This is a genomic window from Acinetobacter sp. QJM3NY_42, from assembly GCF_056173745.1.
This window is the reverse complement of sequence record NZ_CM149689.1, coordinates 1,266,849-1,291,111: the sequence shown is the minus strand read 5'-3', so window position 1 is coordinate 1,291,111 and position 24,263 is coordinate 1,266,849. Positions and strand designations below refer to the sequence as shown.

At 42.3% G+C, this 24,263-nt stretch carries 24 protein-coding genes; 9 read left to right on the top strand and 15 right to left on the bottom strand.

Features of this window, described 5'->3' with window-relative positions; translation table 11 throughout:
- Positions 1 to 2: 2 nt before the first annotated feature.
- The 6 genes from ispC to rimO all read right to left on the bottom strand — a co-directional run bounded on the left by ispC (position 3) and on the right by rimO (position 5,543).
- Positions 3 to 1,199, bottom strand: a complete 1,197-nt coding sequence (gene ispC / locus AC0VYT_RS06015; protein ID WP_005014615.1) for a 1-deoxy-D-xylulose-5-phosphate reductoisomerase — start codon at positions 1,197 to 1,199, stop codon at positions 3 to 5.
- The gene (locus AC0VYT_RS06010) at positions 1,200 to 2,024 is read right to left on the bottom strand and encodes a phosphatidate cytidylyltransferase (protein ID WP_005014616.1); all 825 of its coding nucleotides are present in this window, start codon (positions 2,022 to 2,024) and stop codon (positions 1,200 to 1,202) included.
- A gap of 3 nt (positions 2,025 to 2,027) precedes the next feature.
- Complete coding sequence (gene uppS / locus AC0VYT_RS06005) at positions 2,028 to 2,777, bottom strand: polyprenyl diphosphate synthase (RefSeq protein WP_005014617.1); 750 nt, start codon at positions 2,775 to 2,777, stop codon at positions 2,028 to 2,030.
- 3 nt (positions 2,778 to 2,780) lie between these two features.
- Entirely contained in the window at positions 2,781 to 3,335 is a 555-nt protein-coding gene (frr, locus tag AC0VYT_RS06000; RefSeq protein ID WP_005014619.1) for a ribosome recycling factor, read from the bottom strand.
- A gap of 77 nt (positions 3,336 to 3,412) precedes the next feature.
- Positions 3,413 to 4,141 (bottom strand): UMP kinase, encoded by a 729-nt coding sequence (gene pyrH, locus AC0VYT_RS05995; RefSeq protein ID WP_005014620.1) that lies wholly within the window; start codon positions 4,139 to 4,141, stop codon positions 3,413 to 3,415.
- A gap of 58 nt (positions 4,142 to 4,199) precedes the next feature.
- Positions 4,200 to 5,543 (bottom strand): 30S ribosomal protein S12 methylthiotransferase RimO, encoded by a 1,344-nt coding sequence (gene rimO, locus AC0VYT_RS05990; protein WP_005014622.1) that lies wholly within the window; start codon positions 5,541 to 5,543, stop codon positions 4,200 to 4,202.
- Positions 5,544 to 5,882: 339 nt separating this feature from the next.
- On the opposite strand from rimO, the gene glnL reads away from it, so the two are divergent.
- The 3 genes from glnL (at position 5,883) to AC0VYT_RS05975 (ending at position 9,289) form a co-directional block, all read left to right on the top strand.
- Positions 5,883 to 6,992 carry a nitrogen regulation protein NR(II) gene (gene glnL, locus AC0VYT_RS05985; RefSeq protein ID WP_005014623.1) on the top strand — a complete coding sequence of 370 codons (1,110 nt, stop codon included), beginning with the start codon at positions 5,883 to 5,885 and terminating at the stop codon, positions 6,990 to 6,992.
- Positions 6,979 to 8,454 carry a nitrogen regulation protein NR(I) gene (glnG, locus tag AC0VYT_RS05980; protein ID WP_005014624.1) on the top strand — a complete coding sequence of 492 codons (1,476 nt, stop codon included), beginning with the start codon at positions 6,979 to 6,981 and terminating at the stop codon, positions 8,452 to 8,454. Before glnL ends, glnG begins: the two co-directional genes overlap by 14 nt.
- A gap of 199 nt (positions 8,455 to 8,653) precedes the next feature.
- A complete protein-coding gene (locus AC0VYT_RS05975) occupies positions 8,654 to 9,289 on the top strand; it encodes a hypothetical protein (RefSeq protein ID WP_005014625.1) in 636 nt (211 codons plus the stop codon).
- Between the two features lie 62 nt (positions 9,290 to 9,351).
- Here the strand turns inward: AC0VYT_RS05975 and prpC are convergent, their stop codons facing one another.
- The gene (gene prpC / locus AC0VYT_RS05970) at positions 9,352 to 10,494 is read right to left on the bottom strand and encodes a bifunctional 2-methylcitrate synthase/citrate synthase (RefSeq protein WP_005014626.1); all 1,143 of its coding nucleotides are present in this window, start codon (positions 10,492 to 10,494) and stop codon (positions 9,352 to 9,354) included.
- 4 nt (positions 10,495 to 10,498) lie between these two features.
- The gene (gene prpB, locus AC0VYT_RS05965; protein ID WP_005014627.1) at positions 10,499 to 11,383 is read right to left on the bottom strand and encodes a methylisocitrate lyase; all 885 of its coding nucleotides are present in this window, start codon (positions 11,381 to 11,383) and stop codon (positions 10,499 to 10,501) included.
- 329 nt (positions 11,384 to 11,712) lie between these two features.
- Here prpB and AC0VYT_RS05960 point away from each other — a divergent pair, with 329 nt between their 5' ends.
- The 3 genes from AC0VYT_RS05960 (at position 11,713) to AC0VYT_RS05950 (ending at position 13,877) form a co-directional block, all read left to right on the top strand.
- The gene (locus AC0VYT_RS05960) at positions 11,713 to 12,291 is read left to right on the top strand and encodes a TetR/AcrR family transcriptional regulator (RefSeq protein WP_005014628.1); all 579 of its coding nucleotides are present in this window, start codon (positions 11,713 to 11,715) and stop codon (positions 12,289 to 12,291) included.
- 103 nt (positions 12,292 to 12,394) lie between these two features.
- Positions 12,395 to 13,315: an ornithine carbamoyltransferase gene (gene argF, locus AC0VYT_RS05955; protein ID WP_005014629.1), complete on the top strand. Its 921-nt coding sequence runs from the start codon at positions 12,395 to 12,397 to the stop codon at positions 13,313 to 13,315.
- A gap of 94 nt (positions 13,316 to 13,409) precedes the next feature.
- Positions 13,410 to 13,877, top strand: a complete 468-nt coding sequence (locus tag AC0VYT_RS05950; protein WP_005014630.1) for a hypothetical protein — start codon at positions 13,410 to 13,412, stop codon at positions 13,875 to 13,877.
- Between the two features lie 35 nt (positions 13,878 to 13,912).
- On the opposite strand, the gene AC0VYT_RS05945 is transcribed toward AC0VYT_RS05950, so the two are convergent.
- From AC0VYT_RS05945 to rpiA, 7 genes are all read right to left on the bottom strand, one after another.
- The gene (locus AC0VYT_RS05945) at positions 13,913 to 14,266 is read right to left on the bottom strand and encodes a YnfA family protein (protein WP_005014632.1); all 354 of its coding nucleotides are present in this window, start codon (positions 14,264 to 14,266) and stop codon (positions 13,913 to 13,915) included.
- A 55-nt stretch (positions 14,267 to 14,321) separates the two neighbouring features.
- On the bottom strand, positions 14,322 to 16,598 hold the full coding sequence (gene clpA, locus AC0VYT_RS05940; protein WP_005014634.1) for an ATP-dependent Clp protease ATP-binding subunit ClpA: 2,277 nt from the start codon (positions 16,596 to 16,598) through the stop codon (positions 14,322 to 14,324).
- A gap of 9 nt (positions 16,599 to 16,607) precedes the next feature.
- Positions 16,608 to 17,021 carry an ATP-dependent Clp protease adapter ClpS gene (gene clpS, locus AC0VYT_RS05935; protein ID WP_005014635.1) on the bottom strand — a complete coding sequence of 138 codons (414 nt, stop codon included), beginning with the start codon at positions 17,019 to 17,021 and terminating at the stop codon, positions 16,608 to 16,610.
- A gap of 16 nt (positions 17,022 to 17,037) precedes the next feature.
- On the bottom strand, positions 17,038 to 17,787 hold the full coding sequence (locus AC0VYT_RS05930) for a DUF6776 family protein (protein WP_005404179.1): 750 nt from the start codon (positions 17,785 to 17,787) through the stop codon (positions 17,038 to 17,040).
- A 76-nt stretch (positions 17,788 to 17,863) separates the two neighbouring features.
- Positions 17,864 to 18,919: an N-acetyl-gamma-glutamyl-phosphate reductase gene (argC, locus tag AC0VYT_RS05925; RefSeq protein ID WP_171053870.1), complete on the bottom strand. Its 1,056-nt coding sequence runs from the start codon at positions 18,917 to 18,919 to the stop codon at positions 17,864 to 17,866.
- Between the two features lie 80 nt (positions 18,920 to 18,999).
- Positions 19,000 to 19,674 carry a YgjP family zinc-dependent metalloprotease gene (locus AC0VYT_RS05920; protein WP_005014639.1) on the bottom strand — a complete coding sequence of 225 codons (675 nt, stop codon included), beginning with the start codon at positions 19,672 to 19,674 and terminating at the stop codon, positions 19,000 to 19,002.
- Positions 19,674 to 20,345 carry a ribose-5-phosphate isomerase RpiA gene (gene rpiA, locus AC0VYT_RS05915; protein ID WP_005014640.1) on the bottom strand — a complete coding sequence of 224 codons (672 nt, stop codon included), beginning with the start codon at positions 20,343 to 20,345 and terminating at the stop codon, positions 19,674 to 19,676. The genes AC0VYT_RS05920 and rpiA overlap by 1 nt, the downstream gene beginning before the upstream one ends.
- Positions 20,346 to 20,450: 105 nt before the next feature.
- On the opposite strand from rpiA, the gene ilvA reads away from it, so the two are divergent.
- The 3 genes from ilvA to AC0VYT_RS05900 all read left to right on the top strand — a co-directional run bounded on the left by ilvA (position 20,451) and on the right by AC0VYT_RS05900 (position 24,234).
- Positions 20,451 to 21,989: a threonine ammonia-lyase, biosynthetic gene (gene ilvA, locus AC0VYT_RS05910; protein WP_005014641.1), complete on the top strand. Its 1,539-nt coding sequence runs from the start codon at positions 20,451 to 20,453 to the stop codon at positions 21,987 to 21,989.
- 246 nt (positions 21,990 to 22,235) lie between these two features.
- Positions 22,236 to 22,886: a potassium channel family protein gene (locus AC0VYT_RS05905; protein ID WP_005014642.1), complete on the top strand. Its 651-nt coding sequence runs from the start codon at positions 22,236 to 22,238 to the stop codon at positions 22,884 to 22,886.
- Position 22,887: 1 nt separating this feature from the next.
- Positions 22,888 to 24,234, top strand: coding sequence for a TrkH family potassium uptake protein (locus AC0VYT_RS05900; RefSeq protein WP_005014643.1), 1,347 nt, complete (start codon positions 22,888 to 22,890; stop codon positions 24,232 to 24,234).
- The last annotated feature ends 29 nt before the right edge of the window (positions 24,235 to 24,263 follow it).

Below are 24,263 nucleotides of genomic sequence, written 5' to 3'. Positions count from 1 at the left end.
CATCAGCTTCTCATTTTTCCAATAGAGTCAAATGCAGCTTCACGCGCTTGCGTATCAGCCTCAAGTATGGTCTCAAGCTGTTCTGCAGACCTATTGTGAACGGTATTTAAGGTCTGCTCAACTATTTCAGCAATATGAGTAAAACGGATTTGTTCTTTTAAAAAAGCTGCGACTGCCACTTCATTGGCTGCATTTAAAATTGCAGGGGCTACGCCTCCCGCTTTCATTGCTTCTCTTGCGAGCTTTAACGCGGGGAAACGTACGATATCCGGTTCCTGAAAATTCAATTGCTGCTGTGCAAACAAGTCAAGTGCAGGTACATGAGTCTGTATACGCTCAGGCCAAGCTAATGCATGAGCAATCGGTGTGCACATATCCGGATTCCCCATTTGTGCCAAAGTTGAACCATCTACATATTGCACCATGGAATGAATAATACTTTCCGGATGAACCACAACTGTCACAAAGTGCTCAGCAATTGAAAATAGATGACAGGCTTCAATTAATTCCAGCCCCTTATTCATTAGGGTAGCTGAATCAACTGAAATTTTTTGTCCCATTGACCAGTTTGGATGCTTACAGGCCTGCTGTGGAGTGACTTCATGCAACTGTTGAAGACTATGCTGACGGAATGGGCCACCTGATGCAGTAAGCAAAATACGCGACACCCCTTTTACAGGTTTGCCATGCGCATCAGCATTCATATAGTCATGAGGCAAACATTGAAAAATGGCATTATGCTCAGAGTCTACCGGCAAAAGTAAAGCATGATGATCTCGCGCTGCACGCATCATAATGTCACCGGACATAACGAGTGCTTCTTTATTGGCTAGCAGTACTCGCTTACCTGCTTTAACAGCGGATAAAGTCGGTAAAAGCCCGGCTGCTCCGACAATTGCTGCCATTACCACATCAACTTCCGGATGTTTAGCTACGGCTATAAGGCCTGCCTCATCACTCAAGATTTGAATATGGCTGAGCTGCAAATCCTTTAAATGCCGGCTAAGCTGATCCACACGGTCAGCGGGCACTACAGCTATTTTAGGCTGATATTGTCTGCATATCTGGGCAAGCTCATCTATACGGCTATAAGCACTTACTGCAAACACCGAATATTGATCTGGATGCTGCTCCAATATTTTTAAAGTACTCTGACCAATAGAGCCTGTAACACCCAATATACAAACAGATTGTGACATCTATAAATCTACACCAATAAGTTTTAACAGATACATACCCGCTGCAAATATAGGTGCAGCGGCCAGTAGAGAGTCAATACGATCGAGTACACCGCCATGTCCTGGAAGAACACGACCGGAATCTTTAATGCCTGCGCGGCGTTTAATCATGGACTCAAAAAGATCACCCAGTACTGAACCTAGTACCGTAGCTACAGAAAGTATAATGAAGAGCAGATATTGAATCAGTGTAAGATCGAGATAGATCCATGCCACCACAACGATAATAATAGCGGCTACGCTTACTCCGCCATATAGGCCTTCTACCGATTTATTTGGGCTAACCGAGGGGGCCAGTTTTTTTCGTCCAAACTTACGACCAACAAAGTAAGCACCACTGTCTGCACCCCAGACCAGCAGAAACAGATACATCAGCCACCAAGGTGAGCTATGCCAGACTGCAAAAATTGCTGTAACTGCCGCACATATAAGAATAATACCAATACCCTTAAGTGTAGCATTGTACCAGTTATCGTATTCAGGGTATGACTTTACCCAGTAAATACTAAAAATCCAGGTTAAAATAGAGGCAGCCCACAGTAACAGGGCAATATCATTTAAATAGAGAACCAGAGCCGAGATGGCGGCACTGAGAACACCATAGGACCAAGCAATCGGTTTTATCACATATTTTGTAGTTCTGGGCATGAGCTTAAACCACTCATATCCTGCGACCCCCGCTGCCAACACCATAAGCCCTAACATTGGATAATCTGACTGGGTAGCAAACATGCAGCTCAGTACTACTGCTACCAACACCAATGCGGTAATTATCCGCTCTAACATTTATTAATTCTCAAGTTTCTTTTGTTGGATTTGCTCTGAAGTTTTGCCAAAGCGCCGTTCACGGCTATTAAAAATGTTGAGCGCGTGGTTGAACTCATTTACGGTAAATTCAGGCCATAGCGTCGGGGTGAAATATAGCTCGGCATAAGCAGCCTGCCAAAGCAGGAAATTCGAAAGCCGATAATCTCCGCCGGTACGAATCAGCAGATCAACAGGAGGTAAATCTCCAAGCGAGGCGTACTGTCCGAACAAATCAACATTAATATCTTCAATCTGGATTTTCTGGTTTACTGCATCTTGAGCAATCTGCTTTGCAGCTTCTGCAATATCCCACATACCACCATAACTGACAGCAATAACAAGCGTCATTGTGCTGAAATTAGCAGTCCTTTGTTCAGCTTGCAACATTAATTCACGCAAATGTGCAGGTAACCGTGAGCGATCTCCGATAAAACGCAGACAGATATCGAACTTTTCCATCCGTGGCATCTGGTCATGAATTGTCTCTTCAAGAAGAGACATGAGCAACTCGACCTCAAACTGCGGGCGATTCCAGTTTTCACTTGAAAACGCAAAAACAGTTAAAGCTTTTACACCCTGTTCTACACAGCACTCAACAATAGGATCGAGGACATTTTTACCTTCACGATGTCCTTCACCTTTTTGCATCTGATTCTTTTTAGCAAAGCGGTTGTTGCCATCCATAATGATGGCAACATGCTCAGGAAGATGTTTCTCTTCGGATGCGGTCATGAATTAGACCTTCATCAATTCAGCTTCTTTGGCGGCCAAACGTTTATCAACTTCAGCAACATATTTGTCAGTAATTTTCTGGATCTCTTCACCAGCACGGCGCTCATCATCTTCAGAAATTTCTTTTTCTTTCAATAATGCCTTGATATCACCTAGAACGTCACGTCGAATATTACGGATAGCAACTTTAGCATTTTCAGCTTCTGTACGCGCAACCTTCTGCATATCACGACGGGTTTCTTCAGTCAGTGCAGGCATTGGAACACGAATAGCATCTGCAGTAATCGGGTTCAGACCCAAATCACTTTCACGAATTGCCTTATCAATTGCAGAGACCATCGTACGTTCAAAAGGCTGAACCACCAGAGTACGGGAATCTTCAACACCAACGTTTGCAACCTGGTTTAATGGTACATCAGAACCATAGTAAGGAACCATAACGCCATTTAAGATAGACGGATGGGCACGGCCAGTACGGACTTTAGCAAAACCCTGTTCCAAAGACTCCAGGGACTTTTGCATACGCTGTTCGCTGTCTTTTTTAAGGTCGTTAATCATATGTGATTTTCCTTACTTTAATAGAATCAAAGGAGTATAAATAGCAATAGTATAAAGAGCTTTAGGTCACACGTACATTAGTTCGTAACGTGCGTACCTTCTTTTTCACCCATTACCACTGAAAGTAAAGCACCTGACTTATTCATATCAAATACTTGTAACGGTACATTGTGATCACGGCATAGACAGATTGCTGTTAAATCCATCACACCTAGCTTCTCATCCAATACCTGATCAAAAGTTAAATGATCATAACGGACCGCATCATCATATTTGCTTGGGTCTTTATTATAAACCCCATCAACTTTAGTAGCTTTTAGAATCAGGTTAGCCTCAATTTCAATACCACGCAGGCAAGCCGCTGTATCAGTTGTAAAGAATGGGTTACCTGTACCTGCTACAAATACACATACTTCGTTCTGGCCCAGATGACGAATCGCATCACGACTAGAGTAAGACTCAACCACCGTACCAATCGGTAATGCTGACATTAACCGGGTTTTGATGTTACGGCGCACCAGAGCATCACGTAGGGCCAGGCCATTCATCACTGTAGCCAGCATGCCCATTTGGTCCCCTGTTACACGACCTACCAAACCATCTTTTTGCAGCTGACTTCCACGATAAAGATTGCCGCCACCTACCACAATACCTACCTGTACGCCCAGACCTACCAAGTGCGCAATAGATAAAGACATTTGATCAAGCACATTCGCATCGATACCCATGTCTTTATTACCTGACAGGGCTTCACCTGACAATTTAAGCAGGATGCGTGAATAACGCGGGCTATTACTATCTGCCATAATTTCACTCCAAATCGGTTTAAAATTAAATTCTTTTTTGTATATTAAGCTACGGTGTTTAAACCGACTTGATACGGATCAGCTTTGCAAACAGGTCATATTCATCTGCATCTGTAATTTCCACCTCAAGCAGATCGCCGGACTTGATCTGGCTCTTATCAATATCTTCTACAAATACATTACCATCAATTTCTGGCGCATCAGCATAAGAGCGGGCAACAGCAACTGGAAATTCTTCTTCCAGATTATCAACTAGCACCGTCATAGTTTGACCAATACGCTTTTGCAGTTTTGCAGCTGAAATTTCCTGCTGTACCTGCATAAAACGCTCATAACGCTCCTGCTTTACTTCTTCTGGCACATGATCTGGCAGATCATTTGCAGTTGCACCTTCTACAGGTGAATAGGTAAAGCAGCCTACACGGTCAAGCTGAGCTTCTTTGAGCCATTCCAGCAAAATTTGAAAATCTTCTTCAGTTTCACCGGGGAAACCTACTACAAATGTCGAACGAATCACGAGATCAGGACATTTTTCTCGCCATACTTTTAAGCGTTCTAGCGTATTTTCACTATGCGCGGGACGTTTCATCAACTTCAGAATACGCGGACTGGCATGTTGGAATGGGATATCCAGATAAGGTAAGATCTTACCTTGCGCCATTAAGTCAATAACAGCATCCACATGTGGGTAAGGGTAGACATAATGCAGACGCACCCAAATTCCCAGTTGCCCTAGTGCTTCACACATGTCGAAGAATTTGGTTTTTACCGGCTGTCCATTCCAGAAATCAAGCTTATACTTGGTATCGACACCATAGGCTGAAGTATCCTGAGAAATGACCAGAATTTCTCTTACACCGGCACGCTTAAGTGCAGCAGCTTCTTCAAGCACAGAACCAACCGGACGTGAAACCAGATCACCGCGCATACTTGGAATAATGCAGAATGTACAACGATGATTACACCCTTCTGATATTTTTAAATATGCATAATGTTTAGGGGTCAGACGAACGCCCTGTTCAGGAACCAGATCAATAAAAGGATTATGCTTGGGTGGTGCCGGTACATACTGATGTACTGCAGACATAACATCTTCATACGCTGCTGCACCAGTCACTTTCAGGACATTCGGGTGCATTTGGCGAATCTTGTCTTCATCTTTTCCAAGACAACCGGTTACAATGACCCGGCCATTTTCACTCATGGCTTCGCCAATCGCATCCAAGGATTCTTGTACTGCCGATTCGATAAAACCACAGGTATTTACAACAACTAAATCAGCACCATCGTAATCTGATGCTACTTGATAACCTTCAGTTTTCAACTGAGTTAAGATTCGTTCAGAATCTACCAATGCCTTAGGACAACCTAAAGAAACAAAACCGACTTTGGGGGACTTCATGAATCCTGCGCTCCACTAGAATGCGCGTATTGTATGTCTTTTCTTGTTCCAAGCATAGGTTAAATCCCGACTCTTTATGCAATGCACCAATATACATCCAACATTATATATAAATGTTATAGTTGCACCAATTTGGTTCATAATATTTTTTACTTAAATAAGTAGACATTTTATAATTTAAGTATTTTTTATGTTTTTAAATTATTAGCCCTCATAAACTAAAAAATTTTCAAATCTTTTAGAGTTGGCTTATATTTTGCTTAATTTTACTTAAATGAAGTCATGAAAGAGTTTTATGAAGAAAGCTTTGCGCTATTTTAATACAGGAATGATCAAATAATGGAGCAATATACAGAAATTGACTATCGTTTACTTGTAGACCACTTGACTACAGCAATTTTACTTGTCGATAGCAATCTCGATATTTTCTACCTGAATTCTTCTTGTGAAGCACTGTTTGATATTAGCCTGTTACGTGCAAGTGGCCTTCCTGTTATTAATTTACTGCAAACACCGGATGATACTTTTAATACAGAAGAAGCACTGCTCAACACTTTTAAAACAGGCCAGCCTTATACCCGCCGTGAGGCAATTGTTAGCGTCAATTTTAAGGATATTCATGTAGATTATACCGTTTCAGAGCTAAATTCGGGTAAATCCTATCACCCCCTGCTCATAATCGAGATTAATCCGATTGACCGCATGCTCAAAATTTCCAAAGAAGAGAACTTTATTCAGCAGCATCAGGTCGCACGGCAATTGATCCGTGGTGTAGCACATGAAATAAAAAATCCGCTGGCAGGTATCAGAGGGGCCACCCAGCTACTGGCACGCAGCCTGAATGACCCGCAATATGCAGAATTTACCGATATTATTATTAATGAAGTAGACCGGCTTAGAAATCTGGCAGATATCATGCTGGGTTCGCGTCAGCTACCAAGCTATGAAAATGTCAACATTCATGAACCATTAGAACGTGTACGCTCATTAATTGCCAATCAAACTAAAAATAAAATCAAGATTGTGCGGGATTATGATTTGTCCTTACCTGAAGTTCATGCTGACCGCGATCAATTAATCCAAGTTATGCTCAATATTGGTGCAAATGCAGTACAGGCAATATCAGAAAACAGGGATTTTTTTGTGCATCACCGGCCTGAACTTATTTTTAGAACACGCATACAGCGACTGGTGACAATTAATGGATTATTACATCGCTCTGCTATACGTATAGATATTGAAGATAATGGACCAGGTGTTCCAGAAGAGATACAGGAATCTGTTTTTTATCCACTTGTTACCGGACGTGCCAAAGGCACTGGACTAGGTTTAAGCATTGCACAGAACATTATGCACCAGCATAACGGCATGATTGAATGCCAGTCTGTTCCAGGACAAACCATATTCAGCTTATATTTACCTTGGGAGTTAAACCATGCCGCAAAATAAAATCTGGGTTATTGATGATGACCGCACCATGCGCTGGGTACTGGAAAAAACTTTCAAAGAAGAAGGTTTCGAGGTAACAAGCTTTGAAGAGGCCCAGTCTGCCCTGGATCAGCTTATGCTGGCACCACCAGATGTTATTTTAACCGACATACGCATGCCTGGTATTGACGGGCTCACCTTTCTAAGCAAAGTCAAACAGAGTAACCCCGATTTACCAGTCATTATTATGACTGCACATTCTGACCTTGAATCTGCAGTATCAAGTTACCAGACAGGTGCTTTTGAATATTTACCCAAACCTTTCGATATCGATGAAGCCTTGGCTCTGGTACAGCGTGCAATTTTGCATATCAGTAAATTGCAGCAACAGGAATCCCGAGTCACTGCTCCTATCCAGTCAACCGAAATAATAGGTGAATCGCCGGCGATGCAGGAAGTATTCCGTGCAATTGGCCGTTTAACACAGTCTCATATTACTGTCTTAATCAATGGTGAATCGGGTACAGGCAAAGAGCTGGTAGCACATGCTTTACACAAGCATTCACCACGAAAAAACAAACCATTTATTGCCCTGAATATGGCGGCTATTCCAAAAGATCTGATTGAAACTGAACTGTTCGGTCATGAAAAGGGTGCTTTTACCGGTGCAAACAGTCAGCGTCAGGGACGTTTTGAACAGGCCAATGGCGGAACTCTTTTTCTTGATGAAATTGGAGATATGCCTTTTGAAACACAAACCCGCCTTTTACGGGTATTGGCCGATGGCGAATTTTATCGGGTGGGTGGACATATATCAGTAAAAGTTGATGTCCGTATTGTGACTGCAACTCATCAGGATTTGGAAAAACTGGTTCACGATGGCCGTTTCCGTGAAGACTTATTTCACCGTTTAAATGTTATTCGGATTCATATTCCTAAACTTGCGCACCGTAGTGAAGATATTCCAATGCTGGCTCAGCATTTCTTGGCGCGTGCAGGTAAAGAACTGGGAGTTAGCCCAAAAATACTGCGACAGGAAACCGTACAGTATATGCAGCAACTTCCTTGGCCGGGTAATGTACGTCAACTTGAAAATACCTGCCGCTGGCTAACGGTCATGATTACTGGCCGAGAAATTTATCCAGAAGATCTTCCTCCAGAACTTAAACAGATACCCATCCAGAGGGCTGAAGACGCCTCCATTTCATCTCCTAGCATACAGCGTGCCTCCAGCCAGCAGTGGGATGAACTGTTAGGTCAGTGGGCGATTCAGAAACTGCAAAATGGTGAAATGAAAATTCTGGATATTGCCACACCCCTGTTTGAACGTACTTTGATTCAGGCAGCACTGCAACAAACTCGTGGACGTAAACGTCATGCTGCCGAGCTTTTAGGCTGGGGTCGTAACACGCTGACTCGTAAACTTAAAGAACTGGGTATGAGTACAGCCGACGATGAGATCGAAGAAGAAATTGAAGATTAACTTCTTCCTGTTATCAATAGCACTTTTTTAAAGTGCTATTGAAATTATTTACTTTTTATTGCTCATAACCAGCTTGGAATAATTAAAAGAATAAGTAAAAATCTGTTTTATTGCTGATAGTCCCCATGTAAAAGTCTTCTTTAAAAATTTACCAGTTTATGGCATTTATAGCTTATGACTATCTGGTAGGACAAAAGCTATGTTAAAGCCTATTTTATTTACTATACCTTTATGTATAGCTATACCTATGATCAGTCATGCTACAGTTGGTGGTGGGCAGTATATTGAATTTTTAGGGTATGAACCTACCGACAAAAAAGTTTATTTGTTACGCCATTATGAAGATGGACGTGGCCGCCTGCCGCAACTTTATTACTATCAGTTTTATAAAGCTAATCAACCACCCAAGCTGTTTAAAGTAAATTCTTTATACATTAATCAACGCACCCGGAAGATTGATTATGACCAGTCAATCGATGTACTTCAGCCTGAGCTCAATAAAATAAAACAACGACTTCAACCTTTACAGCTTATTACTCCCAAAATTTTTAATATTCATATTTTAAAAAAACAGCAAACGAATGTGCCAGCAATTTGGATAGATAAAACTCTCAAAGTACCTCAATACACTTATCAATATAAAGTGAGTTCTATATGGTTCAACAGTCAGCTACAGCAGGCTGTCAGCTATAAACCTTCACTTTCAGTCAAACAAGCATATTATATTCCTGCACAAAACCAAGTCTTGGTAACAGTACGTTATCTGGCATTTCCTGAAGAAACGGGCTATACCACTGAAGACCCGATTTCTTTAACAGTAAAAAGTAAAATATAACGCTAAATTTATACTTCATAAAAAAGCAGAGGCATTATGCCTCTGCTTTTTATATTTCAGTATTAAGCAGACTGCTTGCTACGCTCAGCAATAGGTATAACTTTACGCAGTTCATGACCGATATAATCAGCGCTTGGGCGAATAATACGGTTATCTGCACGCTGCTCCATCACATGAGCAGCCCAGCCAGTAACACGGCTCATTACAAAAATCGGTGTAAACAGCTTTGTTGGAATACCCATAAAATGATAAGCAGAGGCATGGAAGAAATCCGCATTACAGAATAGCTTTTTCTCGCGCCACATGACTTCTTCACAACGTACCGATACCGGATATAGAACAGTATCTCCGACATCTTTCGCAAGACGCTCAGACCAGACTTTAATAATCCCATTACGCGGATCGTTATCTTTATAGATGGCATGACCAAAGCCCATGATTTTTTCTTTACGTTCCAGCATACCCAGCATCTCACGCTCAGCTTCTTCTGGAGACTGCCAGTTTTCAATCATATCCATAGCGGCTTCATTGGCGCCACCATGCAACGGACCACGTAATGAACCAATTGCGCCAGTAATGCACGAGTGCATATCAGATAAAGTAGAAGCGCAGACACGTGCAGTAAAAGTTGAAGCATTGAATTCATGCTCTGCATACAGAATGAGCGATACATTCATCACCTGTTCATGCAGTTCATTGGGTTTTTTACCATGTAACAAATGCAGGAACTGTGCACCAATAGAATCATCATCAGTACTTTCTTCAATACGTACACCATCATGACTATAACGATACCAATAGCAGATAATTGCTGGTAAAGTCGCCAGGATACGGTCCGCGATATCCTGCTGCTGGTCAAATGATTCTTCTGTTTCCAGATTTCCCAGCATTGAAACACCAGTACGCATAACATCCATCGGATGTGAATCAGCCGGGATACGTTCCAGTACTTCTTTTAAAGCTTGGGGCAGTTGGCGCAAAGACTTTAACTTCGCCTTGTAAGAAGCCAGCTGCTCAGCAGTCGGCAACTCACCAAAGAAAATCAGATAAGCTACTTCTTCAAACTGACAGTTTTCTGCCAGATCCTGTACGTCATAACCACGATAAGTCAGGCCTGCTCCACTTTTTCCTACAGTTGAAAGTGCAGTTTTACCAGCAACCTGTCCGCGCAGTCCAGCGCCTGTCAGTACTTTTCCTTCAGCCATTGTTTTAATTCTCCTGCTTGAAGAGTTTGTCTAAGGTATTTTCAAAAGAGTGATAATCTAAAAATTCGTAAAGTTCTTTTCGTGGTTGCATCTTATCTAAAACATGCACCTGTGTACCTTGTTCACGAACGGAGCGCATCACTTCAAGCGCTGCTTTTTGCATGGCGCGTGTTGCAGAAAGCGGATACAGCACCATACGAATGCCCTGCTCAGCCAGCTCTTCCGTTGTATAATACGGCGTATCACCAAACTCGGTTATATTGGCAAGCACTGGCACACCCACAGCATCGCATACAGTGCGGTACATGGTAATATCGGTCATGGCTTCGGCAAAAATTGCATCTGCACCTGCTTCAATACAAGCACAGGCCCGGTCAATTACTGCCTGCAGGCCTTCTTTTTGCAGCGCATCGGTTCGTGCCATCAAGACAAAATTGGGGTCAATTTTTGCATCGGCTGCAGCTTTAATACGGTCAACCATTTCCTGCTGTGACACAATTTCTTTATTTGGACGGTGTCCACAACGTTTTTGGGCAACCTGATCCTCAATATGTACTGCTGCTGCACCAGCACGGATCATTTGCTTGACACTACGGGCGATATTAAAAGCGCCGCCCCAGCCGGTATCGATATCGACCAAAAGTGGCGTATCTACACGTTCAGTAATACGGCATACATCTTCTAGAACATTATCTAGACTGGTCATGCCCAGATCAGGTAAACCGTATGAATAGTTCGCAACACCTGCACCTGATAAATATATTGCTTTATAGCCTACCTGGGTTGCCAGCATGGCTGCATAGGCGTTCACTGTGCCCATGATCTGTAGCGGTTTCTCTGCTTCCAATGCTTGTCTAAATCTTAAACCTGCAGACATTTGTTGTGTCATGATCTCTTCCACAGTTCTTTCTATCGTTATTGAATTTTCAGTATAAGGTTTAATCTTTTAAACCGGTATGGCCTTTTAGAATACAGACTCTAAAACTTTAGTCAAAGAAAAATGAATCCATTTTCATTTTTTTGTTTATTAAATTATGACTGACATTAAGCTTTTGAGACCACACAGCGTTACAGAAATTAGCGCATAGTTTTGCTATATTATTTTAAACTTATTGTTATCTTCCTTTCTTACTGTTTCTTTGTAGGTATCATTCATTGGTCCATCTTGCATCTACTGATTGCGAAAAACCGCAAACCCGTCGAGGACAGGAACGCCGAATGGCTTTGTTGCTTAGTGCGAATGAGCTGTTTCTTGATAAGGGTTATGATGCGGTATCGCTTGATGATATTGTCCAACATGCCGGAGGTTCAAAAGCATCAATTTATAAATATTTTGGTAATAAGGAAGGTTTGTTTACAGCGATTTGTGACTATCGCCGGGAATTATTTTTTAAAGATATTTGTATTCCTTTCGACTTTCATATTAGCGAGTTACGTCACTATCTTGCGCATACACCCATCAATTTCTATCAACACTTGATACAGCCTGAAAATATGGCATTTATGCGTCTGGTGATTGAACAGGCTCAGCGTAACCCTGAGCTGGCACTCTATTTACACACTCAAGGCCCACAACATATCCAGCAGTGTATTGCGGTCGCTTTAGATAAAGGCCATCAGCAAGGTAAACTGGTTTGTCCTAATCCTAATTATTCTGCGATGATGTTTTTTGGAATTTTGAGAAATTTTGAATGGCGGATCCTGATGGGCCTTGCACCTGCTGAAGATCATCAGGAAATGATGGAATATATTCATTACTGTGTAGATTTATTCTTAAAAGGCCATCAAAAGGCTTAGTTCTTTTGCATTTTGATTCTCTTATAGTATATTAATTCGTTTCCTTTCCACTAACAGCAAGCAACTAATTGTTGTTTTATACAGCAATTATTGTGGAGCAAACATGACTCTACGGCATTTTCTTACTTTACGCGACTTATCAAGTCTGGAACTCAACCGCATCCTGGAACGCGCCAGCGAACTCAAGCGCATGCAGCACAACAATGAAGTCTATCAACCCTTTGTTGGTAAAGTATTGGGAATGATCTTTGAAAAATCAAGCACCCGTACCCGTATCTCTTTTGAAGCCGGTATGAGCCAGTTTGGTGGCGATGCAATTTTTCTGTCTTCACGTGATACCCAGCTTGGCCGAGGTGAGCCTATTGAAGACTCAGCCCGTGTAATCTCAAGTATGCTCGATATTGTCATGATCCGTACTTTTGGTCATGACATTGTCGAACGGTTTGCTTCTTACTCCAAAGTTCCAGTAATTAATGGCTTAACCGATGATCATCATCCTTGTCAGTTACTAGCAGACCTGCAAACCTATATCGAGCATCGTGGTTCGATTGAAGGCAAAACTGTAGCGTGGATCGGTGATGGCAATAATATGTGTAACTCCTATATTGAAGCTGCACATATGATGGGCTTTAAACTCAAGATTGCATCTCCAGCAGGTTATGAACCTAAAGAAGAATTTCTTACCGAATTTGCACATTGTGTTGAAGTCTTTAACAATGCAGAAGATGCTGCCGTCAATGCCGATTTGATCGTAACAGATGTCTGGGCCAGCATGGGGCAGGAAGAAGAACAGAAACACCGTGAACAGGCGTTTGCACAGTTTCAAGTAAATGAAAAATTGATGGGACTTGCACATCCGGACTGTCTGTTTATGCACTGTTTACCTGCTCACCGCGGTGAAGAGATTTCAGAGAACATGCTGGATCATAAAAATGCAGTAGTATGGGATGAAGCCGAAAATCGTCTGCATGCTCAAAAAGCATTGGTAGAGTTCCTGCTCAATGAAAATATGAAACAGTCTTAATAAGTATCTTTTTGTATTAAAAGCATCCTCGGGTGCTTTTTTAAGCCTTGATCTTCATATAATAAAAACCATAATATTTATATGTGATTTTATAATGCTGATTAAAACGACTCTTTTCCTTTCTGCCCTATTATCTAGTTTTACTCTATACGCACAGCCCACCAGTCTAGATCAGTACTTAATACAAGAGCGCATTATAAGCTCCGATTATAAGATTACTGATAAAAACCGTCTGAATGATGTGCTACAAGCTTTGAGTGAAGAAAATTCACGTGTTCTACCTTATCAGGTCGATGAAAATACTGTACTTGAACAGGTCATGAGCTATGCAGATCATATAGAGGTACAGGGACTAATTGTTACACCTGATTTTAGGCAGTTTGCCCAGTCTGTAGGACAAAATAAAGTAGAACAATTATTTAGAAAAGGAGTCATCAACAACTGTTCGCACTTTTTTGAACATGAGTTTCAGCGCGTTAACCCATATGAATTAAACATGACACTTAATTCTGACTATGGACGATATCAGATTAAAATGAAAAATACCCAATGCAAGTTTTAAAATAAAGACTCAAGGGGCAAATTACTATAGGTGCTTTAACGTAGCCACCCTTGAGGCTGTAAAATGATAATACTTGCACCCAAAAGCACAATTGCTCCGCCTAACAGATCCCAGCGCGTCAGTATGACCTGGTCAACCCAGCGTAACCATAAGAGCGCTGTGAATATGTAAATTCCGCCATAGGCTGCATAAATTCTTCCTGAGGCTGCCGGATGTAAAGTCAGCAACCATACAAAAATTGCCAGACTGATTATTGCGGGTAGCCACAACCAGGCTGACTTACCGTCTTTTAATATCAGATAGGGAAAATAACAGCCAAGAATTTCAGCCAACGCTGTCATAAAGAATAAAAAGAAAGTTGTTAAAATCTTGGTAAACTGTAAGTCCATAAAATTTCCAAAAAATAACCCGTGTCGAAACACGGGTTATAGCTTTAAATAGAGCTTAAGCAGGTTCAGCTGTCTGGTCTTCAAAGACTTCCAGTTTCAGTCCAACAGCCTGTCCATTTTCTTTTTTCACGGATACCGCAACGTTACCGCCATGTTCAGCCAGCTCACCAAACAGGATCATTTCTGCAAGCGGTTTTTTCAGATGTTCCTGAATCAAGCGCTGCATTGGACGTGCACCCATCAGACGGTCATAACCCTGTTCTGTTAACCATTCACGCGCACTCTGATCCACTTCCAGCACAACTTTTTTCTCATCCAATTGTGCTTGCAGTTCTGTCAGGAACTTGTCTACTACAGATTCGATAATCGTAGTTGGTAATGGCTTAAATTGAATTACGCCATCCAGACGATTACGGAACTCTGGTGAGAACGCTTTCTTCATTGCTTCCTGATTATCATTACTGTTGTCCTGCTCTACGAAACCAATACTAGTACGCGAGATACTTTCTGCACCGATATTCGTAGTCATAACCAGGATCACATTGCGAAAATCTGATTTACGGCCATTATTGTCTGTCAGTGACCCATGATCCATCACTTGTAATAACAGGTTGAATACATCCGGATGAGCTTTTTCAATTTCATCCAGAAGCAATACACAGTGCGGATTTTTATGGATTGCATCAGTCAGCAGACCACCCTGATCATAACCAACATAACCAGGAGGAGCACCTATCAGACGTGAAACCGTATGACGCTCCATATATTCGGACATATCAAAGCGTACCAGCTCAAGCCCTAAAATTTTTGCCAGCTGTTTGGTCACTTCAGTTTTACCAACACCTGTTGGTCCTGCGAATACAAAACTGCCAACCGGCTTATCTGGCGACTTAAGGCCGGCCCGCGATAGCTTGATTGCTGAAGCCAGTGCAGTAATTGCTTCATCCTGTCCAAAAACAACACGTTTTAGATCACGCTCTAAATGACTCAGTACTGTTTTATCATCTTTAGAGACAGTTTTGGGTGGAATACGGGCAATTTTTGAAATAATATCTTCAATATTTTCAACTGTAATCAGGGTATTGTCTGCATCAGCTTTTAATCTCCGCTGTGCCCCCGCTTCATCAATTACGTCAATTGCCTTGTCTGGCAGAAAGCGGTCATTAATAAACTTGGATGATAGCTCTACCGCAGCAACCAAGGCACTATCTTCATACTCTACATGATGAAAGTCTTCGAATTTAGGTTTTAAGCCACGTAGAATATCTATACTTTCTGAAATTGTGGGTTCGTTTACATCAATTTTCTGGAATCGACGTGATAAGGCATGATCTTTTTCAAATACTTGACGGTATTCTTGGAACGTGGTTGAACCAATACAACGTAAAGTACCATTTGCCAGCGCTGGCTTAATCAGGTTTGATGCATCCATCGTGCTGCCCATGCTAGAGCCAGCACCAATAATCATATGAATTTCATCAATGAATAACACAGCTTCCGGTTTTTTCTTCAGGGCATTTAACAGCTGTTTTAAACGCTTTTCAAAGTCTCCACGGTATTTGGTGCCTGCGACTAGCGCACCAATATCCAGACTGTAAATTTCAGCATTCGCCAGCGGCTTAGGCGCCTTGTTATTGACGATCAGCCATGCAAGACCTTCAGCAATTGAAGTTTTTCCCACACCTGGATCACCCACCAGAAGCGGGTTATTTTTACGGCGACGACATAAAATTTGTGCGGCACGCTCGATTTCTTTTTCACGACCAATCAGTGGATCAGTTTTACCTTTTTGAGCTTCAATATTCAGATTTGTAGTATAGAGTTCCAGCGGCCCTGCATTGGCAGAACTGGTAGCCTCGCCTTCAATATCTTCAGCTTCTTCTTCCATATGTACTTCGTCTTTTCGAGTACCATGCGAAAGATATTGAGTCAGGGTCAAACGGTTAATCTGATGACGCTTGAGCAAATAGACTGCAAAGGAATCCCGCTCAGAGTACATTGCAACCAAAACATCGGCACCTTCTACAGTACGGTCACCGCCACTGGACTGTACATGAAAAATAGCACGTTGCAGAATCCGGTCAAAGCTTTCTGTCGGATGTGGTGCCTGGTCACTGTTTTCACCAAGTTTAGGGGTATGTTGTTCTACATATTCTTCTAGCTCTTTACGCAGTAAAACGATATCTGCACCGCATGCTTTTAACGCATTGACTGCAGAATCATTGTCCAGCAAAGCCAGCAATAGGTGTTCAACCGTTAGGAACTCATGTCTCTTTTGTCGAGCCATGCTTACAGCCAAACGTAAGGATACTTCGAGTTGACGACTGAGCATGCGACCCCCTTAATCTTTTGGCTCAATTTGGCAAAGTAATGGATGACCTTGCGACCGAGCATAATTGTTTACTTGGTTTGCCTTGGTCTCCGCAATATCTCGCGGATAGATGCCAGCAACCCCTTTTCCTTCATAATGTACTGTTAGCATTACTTGAGTTGCCTGGTCAAGATTTAATGCAAAGTATTGTTGTAAAATTTCAATTACAAAGTCCATTGGGGTGTAGTCATCATTTAGTAAAACAACGGCATACAGGGGTGGTTTTTTTAACTGCGGAGGTGCAGGTTTAACTGCAATTTCTCCATCAGCTTCATCATTTTGCGAATCGCTTAAGCGTGGATTAAGATGCCAATCAACTAGGCCGGTCTGACAAAAAGAGGCTTTCACTTCGTTTAAGGTTATTTTACGCTTAGTAGCTCGCATACAATCTTTATTTCACTTACTGTGCATTTGCTTCTGCTTGAGGAATTTCAGAAATAAATGCTGATGAATTTTCAACAGGTTTTCCACGTTGCCAGCTGAAACGCTTGATGACTGGCGTGCCTGCTCCAGTTAAACGGACCTCAATAAATTGAGGTGTAAAGCCTTTTGGCATAGTCCAGCGCCCGGTCAGACGCTCAAAGTCTTCGAAATTAAATTTATTGTCTTCAAGAGGTACAACCAGCACCTCTGTGCCCTGAATCAGGCGCAGCTCAACCGAACCTGAAGCACGACGTTTATTGGGGCTGACCTGTACCAGATCAAGCTGGTACTCATAAGCATTTTCAGGAAGCGGTTTAATTCCCAAATTTTGTATAGTCAGACTCAGGCCACCACGGTCACGTAGTACTTCACGATAGATCAGGCTCATACCCTCAACCTGAGACTGCTTGGCACGGGCTTCATTTAATGCAGTATACAAATCGTTAGAATTGCTTACCGCCACATCGCGCTCCTGAATTGCTGCATTCAAGCTCTTGTTTAAGGCATTTAGAGCAGTTTTCTGCTTCTGGACCACTTCAACCAGTTGCTCGGCATCTGCATCATAACCGACCACTGACAAGCCTTGACGATGGCCAACTGAATATCCTAATGCCAGGCTTCCTAATGTCAGAAGTGCTCCTCCCATAACCAATGGTATATTGGTTTGCAAAAATGGCTTCTTCACTTTATGTGACGTGGTATTAGGTTCTGTGTTTTGCATCGTCATCTCTAAAATACAAAAATTTTTTCAAAGCACACATTTAAATCTAAAAATAAATATGTGTGAAGTTCAAAAGCGTTTTTTATGGTAATAAGCCAATACCGGTCAGACCAGCATTTTCAGCAAAACCAAACATTAGGTTCATATTTTGTACCGCTTGACCCGCTGCACCTTTAACAAGATTGTCCTGAACCACTAAAATAACCAGTTTTGTTGGCTGTGGCTTATACAGGGCAATACGTAACTGGTTGGCACCACGTACACTACGAGTTTCAGGTGAGCTACTGGATGGCATTACATCAACAAACTGTTCATCGGCATAAAAGATTTCATAAAGTGACTGTAGATCAGTATTTTGTCCCTGTTCAGTTAAATCAACATAAATAGTACTGAACATACCGCGAATCATCGGTACCAGATGTGGAATAAACAGAATCTGGTCAAATACACCGCTCTGGCCAGAAATGTTCTCTAACGCCTCTACTATCTCTGGATGATGACGGTGACCGGCAACACCATAAGCTTTAAAATTATCGGCATTTTCGCTGTAAATCATGCCAAGACTGGCTTTACGACCCGCCCCTGAAACGCCAGACTTAGCATCAATAATAATACTGGCTGGTTTAACCAGCTCTTGTTCAGATTTAAATAGTGGCGCCAGACCAAGTTGAACCGTAGTTGGATAACAGCCCGGATTTCCTACTACCTTAGCCTGCTTGATTTTTTCACGGTTAAGTTCGGTTAAACCGTAAACTGATTCAGTCAATATATCCGGACAGCTATGTTCCAGACCATACCATTTCTCGAACTGCTGCAAGTTCTGTAAACGGAAGTCAGCTGCCAGATCAATCACTTTGGTATTAGCAGCAACCAGCTCGGCAGCGTGCTTCATGGCAACACCGTGCGGTGTAGCAAAAAACACCACATCACAATGTTTCAGGACATTCATATCCAGATCTGAAAACTGAAGATCGGTATGGCCGCGCAGACTTGGGAACATGTCATCTACACGCTTGCCTGCTTCTGTACGTGAGGTGAGTACACTGACTTGAACATCGGGATGCCGTAATAAAAGACGTAGCAATTCAACGCCTGTATAACCTGTACCACCCACAATTCCGACAGAAATCACTCTTATTTCCTCAAGGTTTACCTAAACCCGGCTAGTATGGCAGTTCATCTCATTTTCTACAATGTGCAACTGCATCGGATCACAGTCTATACATACCACCAGCCAGGTAACTTATAACTCTTAAGCTGCTGACGGTGCACCAGATAATCTGGATCATGCCGCGTCACTTCTGCCCAAAACAGAGGACTATGATTAAAATGCCGGGTATGTGCCAGTTCATGAATACACAGGTAGCGCACCAGTTGCTCTGGCATTAATATCGCGCCTGCATGCAGCATAATATCATGTACGCTGCTGCAACTCCCCCAACGGGTCTTGGGCTGGCGAATACTGCATGTTTTATAAGGCAACCCAATTTCCTGACTTATGGATTCGAGATAATCAGGTAGAAGCTGCTTTGCCTGATCTATTACACAGGCTTTTAAGCTATGTTCAGGGTGATTCTGATTAATAAGAATCTGCTGCTCTATATTTAAAATAAAAGAGTTTTTTTGCGCACATTGCTTTATTGCAAGCTCGGCAGGGCAATTAAAAAATTTTATAGACTCTGGAATAGAAAACAGATCTGGTATCTGGCTCTGCTGTTTATGCCATGTCTCTAATAACCAGTTCTCTGCCTGAGATAAAAACTGTTCTATCTGTTTCTTAGTACAACGCAGAGGTACAGTGAGCCGCACCCCTTGTGGTTCGACACGCAAGCGCAAGCGTTTTGCTGTTGCATGCCGAACAATTCTGATTTCAGGTAATTCAGCCTGCTGCATTAAATGGCTGTACGTTCTTCAATGCCATTATTGGTAGCCACAATTGCAATATCAGCTTTGTTGATCGCAAATATACCGTTGGTTACTACTCCCGGAATATTATTGATGGTTTTTTCAAGTTCGAGTGCATTCAAGATATTCAGATTATAGACATCCAGAATCACATTACCATTATCTGTAATCACCCCTTCACGATATACCGGATCGCCGCCCAGACTTACCAGTTTACGTGCTACCGCAGAACGTGCCATAGGAATGACTTCTACAGGCAAAGGAAAATCACGGCCCAGCTGTTCTACCCACTTCGAGTCATCTACAATACAAACAAATTTCTTAGCAATTGAAGCAACAATCTTTTCACGAGTCAGTGCTGCACCGCCCCCTTTAATCATATGCATATGACGGTCGATTTCATCTGCACCATCGACGTAGGCATCCAAACCGCCAACATGGTTCATGTCAACCACTTCAATGCCCAGTTTTTTCAGTCGCTCTGCTGTTGCATTAGAACTGGCCACTGCTGCTTCAAGTTGCAGCTCTGGCAATAACTCGATCAGGAAATTAACCGTGCTCCCTGTGCCTACGCCCAAAATACCGCCTCGAGGCAAATGTTTTAGCGCCGCTTTGGCAGCTGCCTGTTTTTTTTCATCTTGGGTGGTATACAGACTCATGACTTCACTCAACTATTTTTAGCAAATTGGCCAATTAAACGGCGCAAATGTACAGGGGTTTGTTACAATAAGCCCCTATTTTAAACTGTTAGATGGAAGATTAACATGCTGTCTCGTTTGGTTCGACAAATTTTACAAGCAACGGTTTATGATGTTGCAATCGAAACCCCACTCGAAGCAGCGCCACGAATTAGTGAAAAACTAAACAACAATATTCGCTTTAAACGTGAAGACTTACAGCCAGTTTTTTCATTTAAGCTGCGCGGTGCTTATAACCGCATTAGCCAATTACCCAAAACTCAGCTAGAACGTGGCGTAATTACAGCTTCAGCAGGTAACCATGCCCAAGGTGTTGCCCTGTCTGGAAAGAAACTGGGAATTCGTGCCATTATTGTTATGCCAAAAACCACACCAGATATTAAAATTCAGGCTGTAAAACGCCTTGGTGGTGAAGTGGTTCTACACGGCGATTCTTTTGATATTGCCAACAAATATGCAATTCAACGTGCATCAGAAGAAGGTATGACTTTTATCCCGCCTTATGACGATGAACTGGTTATGGCCGGACAAGGGACCATCGCCAATGAAATTTTGCGCCAGTGGCGTGATGTAGAATATGTATTTGTTGCAGTAGGTGGCGGTGGCCTGATAGCAGGTATAGCTGCCTATTTAGGTGATGTTGCGCCACATGTAAAAGTGATTCCTGTCGAATATGATGAATCAGCCTGTTTAAAGGCAGCCCTAGAATCTGGTGAGCGTGTAATTTTGCCATCGGTAGGCCTGTTTGCAGATGGTACAGCAGTAGCACAGATTGGTGAAAAGCCTTTTGAAGTAATCCGCTTGCAGAAATCTGATAATTCGGGCCCGATTGTTGAGCCTGAGGTTGTTCTGGTAAATACAGACGAAATTTGTGCAGCAATTAAAGAAACATTTGATGAAAACCGCAGTATTGTCGAACCTTCTGGTGCAATGGCATTGGCAGGTATTAAAAAGTATATTGAACAGCATAAACTGACTGGTAAAAATATTGTGTCTATTGTTTGCGGTGCAAACATGAACTTTGACCGATTACGCTATATCGCTGAACGTACAGAACTGGGTGAACGTCGTGAAGCAATCTATGCTGTAACCATTCCTGAGCAGAAAGGTGCCTTTTTACAATTTTGCCGGACCCTGCAAGGTCGTAATATTACTGAATTTAACTACCGCGCCAGTGAAAGTGACTCGGCACAGGTTTTTGTGGGCATCAGTTTAAAAGGTGGTGAAGCAGAACGCCATGAAATCCATAACCTGCTAAAAGAAAGTTACGAGGTGGATGACCTGTCCGATGATGAAGTTGCCAAGCTGCACATCCGCTATTTGATTGGTGGCCATGCCAATATTGAAAATGAGCGCCTGTTCCGGGTAGAGTTTCCGGAACGTCCAGGTGCCCTGCTGACGTTCCTTGAACGCCTTGGCCCGACTCATAATATTACCCTGTTCCACTACCGCAACCATGGCGCAGCTGAAGGACGGGTTCTGGTGGGTATGGAAGCGACAGATGCCAAGCAGAATCCGGATGGAATAATTGAAACCTTGAAAACAATCACTTATCCGTATGAAGAAATAACTCATAATATTGGCTATAAGCGTTTTCTTAAATAGTTTCTGGTAAATAGAAACCGGCCTAGAGCCGGTTTTTTATTTTATATCATTTTATTTAAACCTATCCGTTTGGGGTTTTAAAACACTTTAAAATTTTCTTTTTTATTAAGGTAATACCCTGTATTTTTTGTAACACAGCAACCTCAAAATAATTAAAACTAAAGTGATATTATCACGCTGTATAATAGATTAAGCTTTGTACTCTTTACAGTGCAGACTTTAGAAGAAAGATAGCAGGTTTTCTGAATGGCTTTATTTACCGTAATTGGTCTGGGTAGCTTTGGAGCTACTGTCGCTACCGAACTTACCCGCCTCAAGCATGACGTGATTGGTATAGATCTGGTTAAACGTCACGTTGAAAATATTGGTGACCAGTTATCACATGCAGTGATTGCCGATGCGACTGATGAACATGTGCTCGAAGAGCTTAATATTCAGGATTGTGATGCTGTCGTAGTGGCAATTGGTGAGGATATTGAAGCCAGTATTTTATGTGTTCTACACCTGAAAAACATGGGGGTAAACAAGATCTGGGTGAAAGCCAAGACCAAGGCACATCATATGATTCTGAGTCATTTAGGCATCGACAAGATCATTCACCCTGAAGAAGATATGGGGGTCAGGGTCGCCCAAGCTTTAAATTATCCTATGGTCAGCCGTTACATGGCACTTGAGGATGATCATTTTATAGTTCGGATCAATATTGAAAATAAACTTGAAGGTGTGCATCTGTTTGGCCTGATTAACCAGGTCGCAAAAGTTCATCTGCTGCTTTTAAAGCGCGGCAAAGAAATTTTTTATGAGCCTGCTCCAGATTTCACTTTAAAGTATGGAGATATTTTAATCATAGAAGGCTCTCTGGAGCAGCTCCAAAGACTTTCAATGCGTTTTCTCTAATATGCATTTTCCTAATTTTAGACATCTCACACAACGAACTGTTAACCTGAGCCCTCCTACACTTCTGGCTTTAGGATTTTTAAGTTTCATTCTGGTTGGAACCCTGTTGTTGCGCCTGCCTATCTCTCACCACGGCCATTTGAGCTGGATGGATGCATTATTTACTGCTACATCGGCAGTCACGATTACTGGTTTATCCACCATCAGTGTTCATGACTCTCTAACAGGTTTTGGCCAGACAGTACTCTTGCTCCTTATTCAGAGCGGGGGCCTAGGTTTTATGACCTTTGCCATTCTGGCAGCACTGAGCCTTTCTCCTAAAGTACGTCTCAGACAGCAGATGATGGCACAAACTGCTACCGGACAAACCAATCTGTCTAAGGTCACTTTTGTAGCCAAAGGCGTTTTTTTCTATACTTTATTTTTTGAGCTCATCGGCACAGTCATATTAACGGTATTATTTACGCCTGAATACGGCTTTCCAACTAGCCTGCATTATGCAATTTTTTACAGTATTTCTTCATTTAACAATGCCGGTTTTTCTATTTTTGGCGATAGCCTGATGAGCTTTGAAGGGCAATATCTGGTTTACTTGGTTATTAGCCTGCTCTATATCATTGGGGGAATCGGTTTTATTGTACTCATGGATATAAAACGCTCCAAAAGCTGGAGCAAACTTAGCGCCAACAGCAAGTTGGTATTGAGTTCCATTGCCATTATCAATCTGTTGGCTTTTATAGTGATCTGGATGTTAGAAGCAACCAATTATCAGACGCTCGGTCAGCTAAATCTGGGTGAACAGGCTGTACATGCTTGGTTTCAGGCCACTGCGCCACGTTCCTCTGGCCTAAATACCATTGATACAGGTTCAATGACGAGTACTTCGACGTTAGTGGTGATGTTATTGATGTTTATTGGAGGTGGCTCTCTCAGCACGGCGGGTGGTATTAAAGTAGGTACATTTGTAGTCTTACTGCTCAGCGTAATTTCTTTCTTGCGCCGTAATGAGGAAGTCCGTGCTTTTAACCATTCAATCTCACAGGAAACCACAGTGAAGGCACTGGCCGTCGCCATGATTACCTGCATTTTAATCTTTGGAGGATTTTTCCTGATTCTTCTGCTGGAACCCCGGCAAAACTTTTTGGATCTGCTATTCGAAATTGTCTCTGCTGCATGTACTGTAGGTTTATCGCGCGGGATTACCAGTGAACTGAGTCCTGGCAGCTTAATGATCCTTATTTTCCTGATGTATGCCGGACGGCTTGGTCCTTTAACATTAGCATATCTGATTGCAACTCCAAAGAAGAGCCGGCTTAAGCACCCGCCAACCGATATCCAGATCGGTTAAATTAAAAAAACCACTCTTGAGAGTGGTTT

What these genes read in the sequence shown, in the direction of transcription:
- ispC (WP_005014615.1), bottom strand. Translation starts at nt 1,199, where the DNA reads ATGTCACAATCTGTTTGTATATTGGGTGTTACAGGCTCTATTGGTCAG.
- AC0VYT_RS06010 (WP_005014616.1), bottom strand. Translation starts at nt 2,024, where the DNA reads ATGTTAGAGCGGATAATTACCGCATTGGTGTTGGTAGCAGTAGTACTG.
- uppS (WP_005014617.1), bottom strand. Translation starts at nt 2,777, where the DNA reads ATGACCGCATCCGAAGAGAAACATCTTCCTGAGCATGTTGCCATCATT.
- frr (WP_005014619.1), bottom strand. Translation starts at nt 3,335, where the DNA reads ATGATTAACGACCTTAAAAAAGACAGCGAACAGCGTATGCAAAAGTCC.
- pyrH (WP_005014620.1), bottom strand. Translation starts at nt 4,141, where the DNA reads ATGGCAGATAGTAATAGCCCGCGTTATTCACGCATCCTGCTTAAATTG.
- rimO (WP_005014622.1), bottom strand. Translation starts at nt 5,543, where the DNA reads ATGAAGTCCCCCAAAGTCGGTTTTGTTTCTTTAGGTTGTCCTAAGGCA.
- glnL (WP_005014623.1), top strand. Translation starts at nt 5,883, where the DNA reads ATGGAGCAATATACAGAAATTGACTATCGTTTACTTGTAGACCACTTG.
- glnG (WP_005014624.1), top strand. Translation starts at nt 6,979, where the DNA reads ATGCCGCAAAATAAAATCTGGGTTATTGATGATGACCGCACCATGCGC.
- AC0VYT_RS05975 (WP_005014625.1), top strand. Translation starts at nt 8,654, where the DNA reads ATGTTAAAGCCTATTTTATTTACTATACCTTTATGTATAGCTATACCT.
- prpC (WP_005014626.1), bottom strand. Translation starts at nt 10,494, where the DNA reads ATGGCTGAAGGAAAAGTACTGACAGGCGCTGGACTGCGCGGACAGGTT.
- prpB (WP_005014627.1), bottom strand. Translation starts at nt 11,383, where the DNA reads ATGACACAACAAATGTCTGCAGGTTTAAGATTTAGACAAGCATTGGAA.
- AC0VYT_RS05960 (WP_005014628.1), top strand. Translation starts at nt 11,713, where the DNA reads ATGGCTTTGTTGCTTAGTGCGAATGAGCTGTTTCTTGATAAGGGTTAT.
- argF (WP_005014629.1), top strand. Translation starts at nt 12,395, where the DNA reads ATGACTCTACGGCATTTTCTTACTTTACGCGACTTATCAAGTCTGGAA.
- AC0VYT_RS05950 (WP_005014630.1), top strand. Translation starts at nt 13,410, where the DNA reads ATGCTGATTAAAACGACTCTTTTCCTTTCTGCCCTATTATCTAGTTTT.
- AC0VYT_RS05945 (WP_005014632.1), bottom strand. Translation starts at nt 14,266, where the DNA reads ATGGACTTACAGTTTACCAAGATTTTAACAACTTTCTTTTTATTCTTT.
- clpA (WP_005014634.1), bottom strand. Translation starts at nt 16,598, where the DNA reads ATGCTCAGTCGTCAACTCGAAGTATCCTTACGTTTGGCTGTAAGCATG.
- clpS (WP_005014635.1), bottom strand. Translation starts at nt 17,021, where the DNA reads ATGCGAGCTACTAAGCGTAAAATAACCTTAAACGAAGTGAAAGCCTCT.
- AC0VYT_RS05930 (WP_005404179.1), bottom strand. Translation starts at nt 17,787, where the DNA reads ATGACGATGCAAAACACAGAACCTAATACCACGTCACATAAAGTGAAG.
- AC0VYT_RS05920 (WP_005014639.1), bottom strand. Translation starts at nt 19,674, where the DNA reads ATGCAGCAGGCTGAATTACCTGAAATCAGAATTGTTCGGCATGCAACA.
- rpiA (WP_005014640.1), bottom strand. Translation starts at nt 20,345, where the DNA reads ATGAGTCTGTATACCACCCAAGATGAAAAAAAACAGGCAGCTGCCAAA.
- ilvA (WP_005014641.1), top strand. Translation starts at nt 20,451, where the DNA reads ATGCTGTCTCGTTTGGTTCGACAAATTTTACAAGCAACGGTTTATGAT.
- AC0VYT_RS05905 (WP_005014642.1), top strand. Translation starts at nt 22,236, where the DNA reads ATGGCTTTATTTACCGTAATTGGTCTGGGTAGCTTTGGAGCTACTGTC.
- AC0VYT_RS05900 (WP_005014643.1), top strand. Translation starts at nt 22,888, where the DNA reads ATGCATTTTCCTAATTTTAGACATCTCACACAACGAACTGTTAACCTG.